The 14,007-nt window shown below is 49.7% G+C and carries 11 protein-coding genes; 3 read left to right on the plus strand and 8 right to left on the minus strand.

Translation table 11 applies throughout. The annotated features are described in order from the left end of the window. Positions 1 to 6: 6 nt before the first annotated feature. On the plus strand, positions 7 to 1,854 hold the full coding sequence (locus M2133_RS05950) for an alkaline phosphatase family protein (protein WP_277465085.1): 1,848 nt from the start codon (positions 7 to 9) through the stop codon (positions 1,852 to 1,854). Positions 1,855 to 1,860: 6 nt separating this feature from the next. Here the strand turns inward: M2133_RS05950 and M2133_RS05955 are convergent, their stop codons facing one another. After that, positions 1,861 to 2,436, minus strand: a complete 576-nt coding sequence (locus tag M2133_RS05955) for an ORF6N domain-containing protein (protein ID WP_277465086.1) — start codon at positions 2,434 to 2,436, stop codon at positions 1,861 to 1,863. A 145-nt stretch (positions 2,437 to 2,581) separates the two neighbouring features. On the opposite strand from M2133_RS05955, the gene feoB reads away from it, so the two are divergent. Both feoB and M2133_RS05965 read left to right on the plus strand, forming a co-directional pair. Continuing rightward, complete coding sequence (gene feoB, locus M2133_RS05960; protein WP_277465087.1) at positions 2,582 to 5,050, plus strand: ferrous iron transport protein B; 2,469 nt, start codon at positions 2,582 to 2,584, stop codon at positions 5,048 to 5,050. A 67-nt stretch (positions 5,051 to 5,117) separates the two neighbouring features. Then, on the plus strand, positions 5,118 to 5,297 hold the full coding sequence (locus M2133_RS05965) for a FeoB-associated Cys-rich membrane protein (protein WP_277465088.1): 180 nt from the start codon (positions 5,118 to 5,120) through the stop codon (positions 5,295 to 5,297). Between the two features lie 397 nt (positions 5,298 to 5,694). Here the strand turns inward: M2133_RS05965 and M2133_RS05970 are convergent, their stop codons facing one another. The 7 genes from M2133_RS05970 to cysC form a co-directional block, all read right to left on the minus strand. Next, positions 5,695 to 6,219, minus strand: a complete 525-nt coding sequence (locus tag M2133_RS05970) for a hypothetical protein (protein WP_277465089.1) — start codon at positions 6,217 to 6,219, stop codon at positions 5,695 to 5,697. Further along, positions 6,216 to 8,219: an NAD-dependent DNA ligase LigA gene (gene ligA, locus M2133_RS05975; protein ID WP_277465090.1), complete on the minus strand. Its 2,004-nt coding sequence runs from the start codon at positions 8,217 to 8,219 to the stop codon at positions 6,216 to 6,218. Before ligA ends, M2133_RS05970 begins: the two co-directional genes overlap by 4 nt. A gap of 152 nt (positions 8,220 to 8,371) precedes the next feature. Further along, positions 8,372 to 9,232 carry a PCMD domain-containing protein gene (locus tag M2133_RS05980; protein WP_277465091.1) on the minus strand — a complete coding sequence of 287 codons (861 nt, stop codon included), beginning with the start codon at positions 9,230 to 9,232 and terminating at the stop codon, positions 8,372 to 8,374. Between the two features lie 216 nt (positions 9,233 to 9,448). Then, entirely contained in the window at positions 9,449 to 10,549 is a 1,101-nt protein-coding gene (locus tag M2133_RS05985; protein WP_277465092.1) for a sulfotransferase, read from the minus strand. A gap of 81 nt (positions 10,550 to 10,630) precedes the next feature. Continuing rightward, positions 10,631 to 12,058 (minus strand): sulfate adenylyltransferase subunit CysN, encoded by a 1,428-nt coding sequence (gene cysN / locus M2133_RS05990; RefSeq protein ID WP_277465093.1) that lies wholly within the window; start codon positions 12,056 to 12,058, stop codon positions 10,631 to 10,633. Between the two features lie 34 nt (positions 12,059 to 12,092). Then, positions 12,093 to 13,001, minus strand: a complete 909-nt coding sequence (cysD, locus tag M2133_RS05995) for a sulfate adenylyltransferase subunit CysD (protein ID WP_277465094.1) — start codon at positions 12,999 to 13,001, stop codon at positions 12,093 to 12,095. Positions 13,002 to 13,250: 249 nt separating this feature from the next. After that, complete coding sequence (gene cysC, locus M2133_RS06000; protein ID WP_277465095.1) at positions 13,251 to 13,874, minus strand: adenylyl-sulfate kinase; 624 nt, start codon at positions 13,872 to 13,874, stop codon at positions 13,251 to 13,253. Positions 13,875 to 14,007 lie beyond the last annotated feature (133 nt).

Here is a 14,007-nt window from a genome sequence, read left to right on the forward strand (position 1 = left end):
TCAATTATGGCTAAGCGTCTCCTCTACATACTCGCTCTCTTTTTCATGTGGCTTCCGGTTTTTGTGATACAAAAGCCGGTATTTATGCTCTATCACCTGGATCTGGGGGATGGGGTGACGACGATCGAGTGGTTTGAGGTGATGTGGCACGGGCTGAAGCTCGACCTGACCGTTGCCGGCTACCTGACGGTTATTCCGCTATTTTCCGTATTACTCTCTTTCTGGCTTCCCGGGCCCTGGCTCAAAAAGATCTTGAAAGGGTATTATTTCGTTATGGCGATCTTGGTGGCGGTGATCTTTGCCGTCGACCTGGGACTCTATGGTTTTTGGGGGTTCCGGATCGATTCGACCGTGCTCTTCTACCTGCAATCGTCCGTCAAAGACGCATTGGCAAGCGTGCCGATACGCGAAGCGGCCTTCCTGACTTTCGTCGCTTTGATCTATATCTATGTGATTTATTGGTTGTTCAACAAACTGATCTTATTCTGGACACCGGTCAAATGGGCAAAGAACCGGATCGCCGGCAGCATCGTGATGTTACTCTTCGGCGGACTGATGTTTATCGCGATCCGGGGAGGCGTGACTACCTCGACGGCGAATGTGGGTATGGTTTATTTCAGTCAGAACCAGTTTCTCAATCATGCGGCGATCAATCCGAACTTCAGCCTGTTGACCTCGCTCAGCAAACAGCAGGACTTTGCCGCGCAGTTCGATTTCTATCCGGAAGAAAAACGCGCGGAGGTATTTAACGCGCTGGTGCCCTCCGCTACGGAACCGGCACCGGTGAAAGTAAAGAAACTATTAAATACAGACCGACCCGATATCCTGATTATCCTATTGGAAAGCTTTTCGGCCAACGCGATTGAGGCAATGGGTGGTGAACGGGGAGTCACGCCGAATATCAACGCATTAAAGAAAGAAGGTATTCTTTTCACGAATATGTATGCCAATTCGTTTCGGACCGACCGCGGATTGGTCGCCGTACTGAACGCCTACCTTGCCCAGCCCACCACGTCGATTATGAAATACCCGGCGAAGAGCCAGACCCTGCCGTCGATCGCCAAGACATTGGGACGCGAAGGATACGTCGCCGACATGCTCTATGGCGGGGATATCAACTTCACCAATATGCAGAGTTATTTCTATAGCTCGGGCTATAGCCGCATCACCTCCGACAAAGACTTTCCGCTCAGTAGCCGGTTGAGTAAATGGGGAGCAAATGATGATATCACCTTCTCCTGGTTATACGCCGATCTGGAGAAACGCCATCCGGCGGATACGACCCGGTGGCTGACGACCTTCCTGACGCTGAGCAGCCACGAGCCTTTCGAGGTGCCCTTCCACCACCTGGAAGATCCCTACCTGAACAGTGTCGCTTTCACCGATAGTTGCCTGGGTAGCTTTATTGAAAAGACAAAACAACTGCCGATCTGGGACAATCTATTGATTATCTTAGTATCCGATCATGGCTTTAAGTATCCGGCAAGTACACGCGAGTTCGATCCGGATCGATATCATATCCCTATGCTTTGGCTGGGCGGAGCCGTGAAAGAGCCCGAAGTGATCGACACCTATGCTAACCAGACCGACCTGGCCGCTACCTTGTTCAGCCAGATGAATCTACCGCATACGGAATTTATCTTTAGCAAGGATATCCTCAACCCCACGCATCCGCACTACGCCTTCTACACCTTCAAGAACGGTTTTGGCTTTATCGATGAATCGGGCACTTCGGTCTACGATAACGACGCCGCTGCCGTCTTACTAAACAATCCCACCGAAGGCAACGACGACCGCCTGCAAAACGGCAAAGCCCTTTTGCAAACGCTTTATGATGATTTAGGGAAAAGGTGAAAGGTATTAATCCTTTTTCCTAAATCCAATTGGATTGCGAGGTTTAGTGAGTTGTTTCTGCCGGAAAGAGAGCTCCGATAAGGCAATGTAAATATCATCGAACTCTTTCCGGGTATCTTCTGAAAGATCATTAATTGCCGCTAAAGTTTCCTCGCTGACAGCCTCAAGCATTTCTACACGTTCCATCCATTTCGATAGTTCATCCTCTTTTTTGGCAGCAACCAACACGTTACGAATTGCGACAAAGACACGCAGAATACTGATATTTACTTGAATTGCCAATTTGCTATTCAGAATAGAAGAAAGCATTGCCACACCTTGTTCGGTAAAAGCAAAAGGCTGGTATTTAGAGTATCGACCTTTTCCTGGATTTTCTAAGGTCACAAATTGTGACCTTAGAAAATTGTATTCGTCACGTGTTAACTCAAACATAAAATCAGAAGGAAAGCGTTCGATATTACGCCGCACGGATTGTTTTAAAACTTTGGTTTCAAGTCCATACATCGCAGCCAGATCAAAGTCGAGCATCACTCGCTGAGAACGGATCTCATAAATTTTGGATTGAATTGCTATCGGTTCCATAGTTTGGTTGTTTTATCTGCGCAATATATCGATTTTATGCGGAATGACAAAACCCACAAAGCCTTATTTTACCTACAAATAGGTATTCCCCCTTTGCGGCTTTATGTATATCTTTGCCGGCATCAAGTAAATTGGAGATGCTGGCATGAAATTAGCTGAGTTGCGTACAGGAGATAAGGGTGTTATCGTCAAGGTAATGGGACGCGGGGCTTTCCGCAAGCGGATCATTGAGATGGGTTTTATCCGTGGGAAGGAAGTGACGGTGATCCAGAACGCGCCGTTGAAAGATCCGATTCATTATCGTTTGATGGGTTACGATGTATCGCTGCGTCGCTCCGAAGCAGCTTTGATTGAAGTGGTCAGCGCGGCGAGCTTTACCGAACAGTACCTGGCTGCGGAGAATGAAGGATCTGCTTCGCCTATCCACCCTTCGGACGAAGACCTGCAGGTGATCGCCAGCCGCAAGCAGAAGATTATCAACGTCGCTTTGGTAGGTAATCCGAACAGCGGCAAGACTTCTCTCTTCAATTACGCCTCCGGACAGCATGAACACGTCGGGAATTACAGCGGCGTAACGGTCGACGCCAAAGACGGTGTCTTCCGCCAGAATGGCTATACCTTCCGCATTGTCGATCTGCCCGGCACCTATTCTCTTTCGGCCTATACCCCAGAGGAACTTTATGTGCGCAAGCATTTGCAGAACGAACATCCGGACGTGGTGATCAATATTGTGGATGCCTCCAACCTGGAACGTAATCTTTACCTGACTACCCAATTGATCGATATGGACGTGCGCATGGTGATCGCCTTGAATATGTACGACGAGCTGCAGAAGAAAGGCAATAAGCTGGATCATGAGACACTCGCCGGCATGCTGGGTGCGCCGATCGTTCCGACCATCAGCCGCACAGGTTATGGCATTAAGGATTTGTTCGACCGGGTGATCAGCGTCTATGAAGAGGAAGATCCCGTGGTTCGCCATATCCACATCAATTACGGCGAGACCTTGGAGAAAGGCATCACGGATGTACGCCGTTGCCTGAAACAAACCGCCGCGATCCCCTCCTCCATCTCCAAACGTTACTTAGCCATCAAGCTATTGGAGAGGGACGCGATGGAGGAAACCGAAGTACAGAAACTGCCGGAAGCCGATCGCATACGCAAAGAAAGAGATAAGGCAACGGCCGAGATTGAAGGCCTGATCAAAGAAGACACAGAGACGGCCTTTACGGATGCCCGCTACGGTTTTATCTCCGGTGCCCTGTTGGAAACCTTCGAAGAGAACACGATACAGAAAGTAAGTAAGACGCAGATCATCGACCTGTTCGTCACCAATAAACTCTTGGGCTTCCCCTTCTTTTTCCTTTTTATGTGGATCATGTTCGAAGCCACCTTCCGCCTGGGTGCTTACCCGATGGAGTGGATCGAAGCCTTGGTGGAATGGATCGGCAATACTGTTCGTAACATAATGACTGAAGGACCGCTGAAAGACCTATTGGTGGATGGCATTATCGGTGGCGTCGGCGGGGTAATTGTCTTCCTGCCCAACATTCTGATCCTTTACCTCTTTATCTCGTTTATGGAAGACTCGGGATATATGGCGCGCGCCGCCTTTATTATGGATAAGATCATGCACAAGATGGGGTTGCACGGCAAATCGTTTATCCCGCTGGTGATGGGCTTTGGCTGTAACGTGCCGGCGATCATGTCGACCCGGACGATCGAGAGCCGCAACAGCCGCATGATCACGATGCTGATCAATCCATTGATGAGCTGCAGTGCCCGCCTGCCTGTCTATGTATTATTTACCGCTGCTTTCTTTCCCAAACAGGCCAGTCTGGTATTGCTGTCATTGTATGCCACGGGCATTCTGCTGGCGGTCGTTATGGCCCGCCTGTTCAAACGTTTCCTGTTCAAGAAAGAAGATGTTCCTTTTGTGATGGAGCTGCCCCCCTACCGGATGCCGACACTCAAGTCGATCCTGATTCATATGTGGGAAAAGGCACGGCAGTACCTCCGTAAGATGGGGGGAGTGATTCTGGTGGCTTCCATCATCATCTGGTTCCTGGGTTATTTCCCGCGCTATTCCGAAGGCATGCAGCAGTATGACGAGCAGATCGCCCAGGTAGAACAAAGTAACCGGACGGAACAGGAAAAAGAAGAAACCATCGCCGAGCTTGAACGCCTGCAAGCGATGGATCATCAGGAACATTCGTATATCGGACAAATTGGTCATGCAATCCAGCCCGTACTCGCTCCGTTGGGCTTCGACTGGAAAATGAGTGTCAGCCTCTTAACCGGTATGGCCGCCAAAGAAGTGGTGGTCAGCACCCTGAGCGTACTCTATACCGGCGAAGCGGAAGAGAGCCAGGCCCTACCACAACGATTAAAGGATGATCGCGACGCGGACGGCAATCTGGTCTTTACCCCTTTGATTGCCCTGACCTTGATGTTGTTCGTCTTGATCTATTTCCCCTGCATTGCCACCATCACAGCGATCAGCAAAGAATCGGGTTCCTGGAAGTGGGGACTGTTCACCGTCTTCTACTCCTGTGTGTTGGCGTGGATCGTTTGTTTTGTTGTTTATCAGACAGGGAGCCTGTTTGTTAATTAAAAATTAAAAATTAAGAATTACGAATTCTAAACTCATTCGTAATTCGTAATTCATAATTCGTAATTGAATGTCGTTTCAAGAAGTTGCCATCCTGATCATCGGAGTCCTTACCATAGGATATGTGGGTTGGAAGGTCTATCGCTTTCTGACCCGGCCGGATACTGCCGATCCCTGCGCCGGTTGTGCAGGCTGTGCGTTGAAAGAAGAACTAAAGGCCAAAAACAACTGTATTTCTCCGAAGAAATAACTACCTTTGCTTCTAACCCAAAGAGTTAGATTATGCTTTGAACGGATCCCCGGTCTTCCATACACCTATAAAGAACGGATGGAAGCCATCAAGCAGGCGGAAAAAGAAATGGAAGCCGGTTTGGGCATTCCGCATGAAGAAGTAATGAAGGAGCTTCAAGAACTCTTTCAACGCTGATCCGGGACTTCTATAGCATTCGGACTATGGATTCGATACTTTTCTTGTAGGAATAAGCTTTACCACCCCGGTGGTAAAGGTTTACGACCCTGGTGATAAAGGTTTACGACCCCGGTGGTAAAGGTTTACGACCCCGGTGGTAAAGCAAGTTTTTCCCATCTTTTGTAGAAAAAGACAGGTCATAAGTTAATATTCCTCACGATATCTTCTTTATTTCGTCTTACTTGCCCCGTATTGTCTGCAGATAAAAGATAATCTGGCCAAAGAGGTACTTCATATCGTTTCGGTCGGTGACTGAGAGGGAGAAGTCGTACATGTCCTGCTCATAACCGCGCTTCAATCCGATCTTAAAGGCGGAAGGATGCTGCAACATCAGGTAACGCATAGGGGCACAGCCCTTACCGGTCAGGTCGATCAGGATATCGGCCTTGACCGCGTTCACTTTTTTAATGACCTCTTCCTTTGGAAAACCAAAGACCGTCAGGTCTTTCACCTTATTGAGTAGTACATACGACTCAGGGAAGTCGGCCGGTGCTTCCACCGCGACATAGACACACGCCCGAACGTTCTTGCGCAGCATACGCAAGGTCTCCAGGCAAGGCTCTATCTCTTCCAGGTTCTTGCCTTCGTAGAAAACCAGGATATCGTGCGCTTCTTTGAGCGAACGAAAGCAATGGTTGCGGTTGCCCGTCTCCCGGGCCAACCGGCGAACCTTTCGTTTTATAAAGTAGTCGGTCAATATCATTGTTCAATCATCTTTAAGAAGTCCTCTTCATTGAGGATCTTCACGCCCAGCTTCGCGGCTTTTTCCAGCTTCGCCGGACCCATATTCTCGCCGGCAAGGATATAATCCGTCTTGCCGGAGACGGATCCGCTGTTCTTTCCGCCATGCTGATCGATCATCGCTTTATACTCATCGCGTGAGTGCTTCGTAAAGGTGCCGCTGATCACAATCGTCAGCCCTTTGAGTTTGTCCGATTGCCCGGCGAGCAAGTCCTCTGCTATAGACAGTTGTAATCCCTCTTCGTTTAATCGACGGACAATATTTAGGTTCGCTTCATCGGCGAAGTACGCCAAAACGCTGCGGGCGATGCGGTCGCCGATCTCATCGACTTCGATCAGTTCTTCGTAGGTTGCCTGCTGCAAACGCTCCATCGAAGTGAAAGCTAACGCCAGCTTCTTGGCCACGGTCTCGCCCACAAAGCGGATACCCAAAGCAAACAAGACGCGTTCGAAAGGTACCTGGCGCGACTGGCGCAAGCTCTCCAACAGGTTGCGCGCGCTCTTCTCCGCCCAGCGGTCCAAGGCCAACAGATCCGTCATCTGCAAGATATAGAGATCCGCCGCGTTACGAATCAGGCCGGCATCGTAAAGGGCATCGACAGTCTCCGGACCGATATTGATATTCATTGCCCGGCGGGTAACGAAATGCTCGATACGCCCTTTGATCTGCGGCGGGCAGCCGGTTTCGTTCGGGCAGTAATGCGCCGCTTCGCCTTCGGGACGTACCAAAGGGGTATTGCATTCCGGGCAGGCGTGGATAAACTGCACGGCATCGCCCAGCATAAACGAACGGGCTTCGAGGTTTACACCGACGATCTTGGGGATGATCTCTCCGCCTTTCTCGACGTAGACGGGGTCGCCGTAATGCAAATCCAGCTTTCGGATGATATCCGCGTTATGGAGGGAAGCCCGCTTGACGATTGTGCCGGCCAATAAGACCGGTTCGAGATTGGCAACGGGCGTAACCGCACCGGTACGTCCCACCTGGAAAGAGACGGAGTTCAACCGCGTCTCCGCCCTCTCCGCCTGAAACTTATAAGCGATCGCCCAGCGGGGACTCTTGGCCGTGAAACCCAGGTTGCGTTGCTGCCGCAGGGAGTTTACCTTCAATACAATGCCATCGGTGGCCACCGGAAGTTCCTTCCGACGGACATCCCAGTTGTTAATATACGCCACTACCTCATCCAGTGTCGTACATCGGCGGATCACGTCGGGCACTTTGAATCCCCAGGCGCGCGCCTTTTCCAGATTAGTATAATGTTCCTCAGAAGGAAGGTCTTCGCCCAAGAGATAATAGAAGTACGCATCCAACTTACGGGAAGCGACGATCTGCGGGTTTTGTTGTTTCAAGGTGCCCGAAGCGGCATTGCGCGGATTGGCAAAGAGTGGTTCCTCCTGCTCTTCGCGTTCTTTATTGATCCGGTCGAACTCGGGCCAGGGCAACAGTACCTCGCCGCGGATCTCGAACCGTTCCGGATAGTCGTTGCCACGCAATTTCAACGGGATGGAACGTATCGTTTTGATATTTGCCGTGACCTCATCGCCGCGCGTACCGTCGCCGCGGGTGACGGCACGTACCAAGCGGCCGTGTTCGTAGATCAGGGAGATAGAGGTCCCGTCGTATTTCAGTTCCGCCACAATCTCGAAAGGTTCATTCAAGGCACGGCTTGTTCGGTCGTAAAAGTCTTGCACTTCCTCCGTCGAGTAGGTATTGCTCAGGGAGAGCATGGGATAAATATGTTCTACTTGTTTGAATTCTTTGGTCAGATCGCTCCCCACCCGCTGTGTGGGCGAAGCGGGATCGGCATATTCGGGATGCGCCGCTTCGAGTTCTTGCAGGGCTTTCATTTGTTCGTCGAATTCCCTGTCGGAGATCGTCGGTGCCGAGAGCACGTAGTAATTGTAGTTATGTTGTTCCAGCTCTTCCCGAAGCTGCGTGATCCGTTGTTCTATCTCGTTCATTATGGGCATACCGATTTGTTTTGCTACAAAGATAGTGAAAGCCGAGCGGTAAAAGCCAAGCTCGCTTGAGATTTTACCCGAGGCGCCTCTATCTTCGATTCCATTTATGGAATCAAAGATACGGCAAATCCTTCTTTCCTGCCAAGTGGCAATTAATAAATAAACTTTATGTTATCGAGCCAGAATGTATTGCCGGGTGAGCCGACGTAAGCGCCTCCGTGACTGGAATTGAATTGCAAAACCACATGAGTAGGCGTTTCATCCGGTTCGGCCCAGCCAACCTCCCGGACGGGTACGGTCTTGCCTTTCGTGTTCTTGTCGTAGCGTTCCTCTACCTGGATGCGCATATAGTCTTTGTAATCCGAATGGGAAGTAATATCGCCATACAGAATGGGATAGGTTGCTTCGTTCACCCAACCGGCGGTCGATTCGGCGTAGCGTTGCACCACCGTACCCACGCGCTTGGCGTACACATTCCCGTCTTTATCCTCCCAGCGCTTTTGCAAGAAAAGGACAACGGAAAGCGAGTCTTTCCCTTCGACGGTTCCTTTGCGGCTAAAGCCGGTACTGCGTATCCGGTTCTCTTCCGGTGAGGCTTTGATCTTATAATCGAATTGCAGGGCTTTCGGCTTCTGCGTGAAAGGAATGCCGTTATTCAATTTGCTCTGCGGATCCTTCGTGCCGCGGATCGGTTCGTTCATCGAACCCAGAAACAAGGAACCGGCAGCGATCACTTCAATATCCACCAACCCCAATACCTTCACCGCCTCCCAACGGGTTTCCAGACGGGCACACCAACCTTCGTCCCGCCGTTCGGGAAAGACAGAAGTATTCGTTTTCACTACGCCCGCCACTTTCGCTAACACATTGGAATTGGCCCAAGGCGAGCCGCCCCGGTTCGCGTAAGGTTCACTCCCGACGATCGTATCCGTCGGTGCCACCTCATACAATAACTTCGTATTGCCGCCGATCACGGCCGATTCCTTGATCTGCCGCACCACCCACTCGTCCATGTTTCCAAACGGCAGTGGAACAGCCGTTTGACAATTGACAATTGACAATTGACAATTGACAATGAAGAGGAAAAATAAGAAGGCGAGACGATATTTTATTGTTTTTTTGTGCGTTTGCATATCTCTGTTTTTAAAGTACCGGTAGTTTGCGAACAAACTACTAATAGTTTGTTCACGAACTACCGGTAGTTTGTTCACGAACTACCGGTAGTTTATTTACAGGCTATAATTCCACTCCCGAAGCGCCATATTCCAGTGTTCTTCGACAAGCTGTACCGTCCGGTCTTCGTATTGGTACTGGTTCTTTTTATAACCTTTCTTTTTACCCAAATACTTCTCGATATCCGCTTGGGCGGCATCGAAACCGGGCAACTGCAACTGCGTGTAGATATCGCGGGTCATGGCAAAAGCATCGGCTTCAAAGTCCTCAAACTTAATCTCCACTAGGTTCTCCTTCGGGATCAGGTGTTTCTCTTCTTCATATTTATAATAGAGACGGCGATACACCTCGATGATATTCGCTTCCAATTCTTCCGGCGAAATATGTTGCAGCTGCAACGGGCGGATCGTATGGGTAAAGAAACTGCGCGTACTCTCAAACACCGTATAGGGATTGCGCTTGAGGTAGATAAACTTCGCATTGGGATACATCTCCAACAGCGTACGGATCCGTCCGGTATGCGGCGGGTTCTTACTGAGGAACTGCGTGCCCTGGGTATTCCACAGGCAAGTTTTCACCAGCCGGTCAAATGTTTCCTTAAACACTTGCCGCTCTGCCTCCGGGATCGTATCGAACAAGAGATAACGATCGCAATACGCCATCATCTTCTTCGGGTAAAACCAGAAGTCATAATAAGAATACGGGATCATATTGGAGAGTGCAAACTCTTCTTCCTGTGGCTGATCGACCTTGAGTTCCATATTATCCGTCGGTCGCTTGTCGGGCATCAGCCAGGAAACCGTTTTCTTGAAAAAGGGTTGGCCAAACAACATCAGGTTCGGAAATACAGTCTGGTAGGTCGTATTGTATCCGAAATGTTTGTCGCAGGCAAAGACATTATGCACAAAGGTCGTTCCACTACGCCAATGCCCCAGAATAAACAGGGGATCGATCACGTCGGGTTGCGCTGGCAGCTTCCGGTAACGGCTGTCCTCGATCGGCTGAAGCAGGCTCAATAAACGGCAGACTGCTTGGGTCAGATAATACTTCTGCCGGTAGCCTTTATCTATTTCATTCTCCGCCGCCAGGGCTTTGAAGGTATTCCACTTGGCACCTACTAATGTATTTACCGGTAATTTATCAAATTGTAGTCCCATCTTTTTTGGAATTTTGAATTATGAATTATGAATTATGAGAAAGAAGAGAGATCCCTATTCTCATAATTCATAATTCATAATTCATAATTGTATCTTAACAGGGATCCCCTGCTTCTTCATCTCCTCACATATCCGGCGGACGGCATCGTAATGTTCCTCACCTATCCCAAGTTCGGGCAGGTTCAGGACAGCTAATGCATCCTCCGTCATCATATCTTTCACATCCACCCGGTTGGTGATCATGCCTACAGCAGAGGTATTGTTCGTGATCGGGTCGATCAGGATAAACGCGCCCGTCTGCTTGTTATGGACGTAGGCATCGAAAAACAATTCTTTTCCGGTGGTAAAGACCACCTTTCCAATCTCGTTTAACGACAGCTGATCGACAGCCGAATGTTCCATTGTATTCACATCCACACGGTAGCGCACACTGTCGATCCGGGCGCGCGTCGTATCGGTCGTATGTTTGATATAGAATTGTTTGTTCTTATCCATCGGTTCCTCATCCATCCATACCAACATCGCTTCGAAATTCCGGTCGCTCGTCGGCAACTTATCCGGATGTACCAGCATCTCGCCACGCGAGATATCGATCTCATCCTCGAGCGTCAGTGTGACACATTGCGGCGGAAAGGCATAGTCCAGCTCCCCGTCGTAGGTAACAATACTTTTCACCTTCGATGTTTTGCCCGACGGCAACGCCATGACCGTATCCCCTTTGCGTACCACTCCGCTCGCCACCTTACCGCTAAAACCGCGGAAGTCGAGGTTCGGCCGAAGCACATATTGCACCGGGAAACGGAAGTCCTCGTAGTTGCGGTCCTGATCGATCGGCACCGTCTCGAGGTATTCCAGAAGGGAAAGCCCGGTGTACCAAGGCGTCCTTTCACTCCGTTCCACCACATTATCTCCATCCAACGCGGAAAGCGGGATGCAAGTGATATCCGGAATATCGAGCCCTGCGGCAAAAGCCTTATAGTCGGCAACGATCTCTTCGAAACGTTGCGGATCAAAGTCCACCAGGTCCATCTTATTCACTGCCAGGACAACATGCTTGATGCCCAATAGCGAGACCAGGAAGGTATGCCGCCGCGTCTGTGTGATCACGCCCGTGCGGGCATCCACCAGGATAATCGCCAGGTTGGCCGTCGAGCCACCGGTAATCATATTACGGGTGTACTGTTCATGCCCCGGCGTATCGGCAATAATAAATTTCCGGTTATTCGTACTGAAGTAACGATAAGCCACATCGATCGTGATGCCCTGCTCCCGCTCCGCCTTCAGTCCGTCCAATAAAAGCGCATAATCAATATGATCCCCCGCATTGCCCATGCGTTTACTGTCGCGCTCCAACGCATCCAGCTGATCCTCATAGATCTTCTTACTGTCGAACAATAACCGCCCGATCAACGTCGACTTCCCATCATCCACCGAGCCAGCCGTCAGAAACCGCAACAAATCCTTCTGCTCGTCCCTGTCCAGGTATTCCTTTATATTCAGTGCACTCATTTTCAACTTTCAATTTTCAACTTTCAACTTTCAACTAAAAATACCCCTCTCTCTTCTTCTGCTCCATACTCCCCTCCTGATCGAAGTCGATCACCCGGGTGGTGCGTTCGCTCTTGGTCGTCGTCATCATCTCTTCGACAATCTCTTCGATTGTCTCGGCCTCACTGCGCACCGCTCCGGTCAACGGATAACAACCCAGCGTACGGAAGCGTACTTTCATCATCTCCGCTTTCTCTGCCAGTTCACGCGGCATGCGCTCGTCGTCGACCAATATCAGGTTTCCGTCCATATTCACGATCGGCCTTTCCTTGGCATAATAAAGCGGTACGATCGGTATGTTCTCCAGGCGGATATACTGCCAGACATCCAGTTCGGTCCAGTTCGACAAAGGAAACACCCGGATACTCTCGCCTTTATGGATACGGGCATTGTAGATATCCCAAAGCTCGGGGCGTTGATTCTTCGGATCCCACTGGTGAAACTTATCGCGGAACGAATAGATCCGTTCCTTTGCCCGGCTCTTCTCTTCATCGCGGCGCGCGCCTCCAAAGGCAGCATCGAACTTATGTTTATCCAAGGCTTGCAACAAGGCCTGGGTCTTCATCAGGTCCGTATGTACCTTACTGCCATGGGTAAAAGGTCCGACACCTGCTTCGTACGCTTCTTTGTTGTATTCCACAATCAGGTTCCACCCGAACTTCTTCGCATAGGCATCCCGAAACTCAACCATCTCCCGAAACTTCCATTTCGAATCGATATGCATCAACGGGAAAGGCACCTTACCCGGCGCAAACGCTTTCTCCGCCAGACGCACCATCACCGAAGAGTCTTTCCCAATGGAATAAAGCATCACCGGATTTTCAAACTCCGCCGCCACCTCTCGAATGATATGGATCGACTCGGCTTCCAGCTCCTGCAAATGACTTAATTTGTATTCTGACATATTTATTTTATTTGATCATTGAATATTCCAATAAATACCAAATGGACTATCTCGGCTCCTTGCCTGGACAGGCGAGGGGGACCGCTGCTTGCAGCGGTGGAGTGGTTGTTCCTAATTGACAATTTACTGGTATAATTTGTTTTTACAAAGACAACCTCTCCACCACCGCAAGCGGTGGTCCCCCTCTTCTGTCCAGGAGAGGAGCTTAGATACTACTAGTCCGTACATCTCGAATATTCAAATCCTTTTCTATTCATTCAACTCCACCTTAGGCAAAATAACTTCCAACAACCGATTGACCGATTCTTCAATAGTCAATGCGGACGTATCCAAAGACAAATCCGGATCCTTTGGTATTTCAAACGGAGCGGAGACACCTGTAAACTCTTTGATCTCCCCTCTTCGAGCCTTGGCATAAAGGCCTTTCACATCCCGGCGTTCACATTCTTCAATCGGCGTACTGATATAGACTTCCAGGAAATCCTCCTTCCCGATGACCTGTGCCGCCATCTCCCGCATTTCATTGTCCGGACTGATAAAGGCGGCAAGCGTAATGATGCCCGTATCAATAAACAACTTCCCCACTTCGGCGATCCGGCGGATATTCTCTTTCCGGTCTTCCGGCGAAAAGCCCAGGTTATTGTTGATACCCGTACGGATATTATCGCCATCGAGTATGCGGCACAACAAGCCCCGCCGGTGCAATTCCTGTTCCAAAGCAATCGCAATCGTGCTCTTGCCCGAACCACTCAGCCCGGTAAACCAAACCATCACACTGCGTTGCTTCAGGAGTTCTTCTTTATCCTCCCGCCGCATCATCCGATCAAATATCGGAGTAATGTTTTTTAGTTGAGCGTTCTGTTTATTTATCATATTCACTTTCAATTGTCAATTGTCAATTATCAATTATCAATTAGTACTGATGCGTTAAAAATTTGAATTAAATAAATCCAATTGCTCTTTGACATTTTGTTTTGAATTGACTTGAAATTCGGTAAGCAGTTCT

It is taken from the genome of Parabacteroides sp. PF5-6, from assembly GCF_029504695.1.
Lineage (GTDB): Bacteria > Bacteroidota > Bacteroidia > Bacteroidales > Tannerellaceae > QVMG01.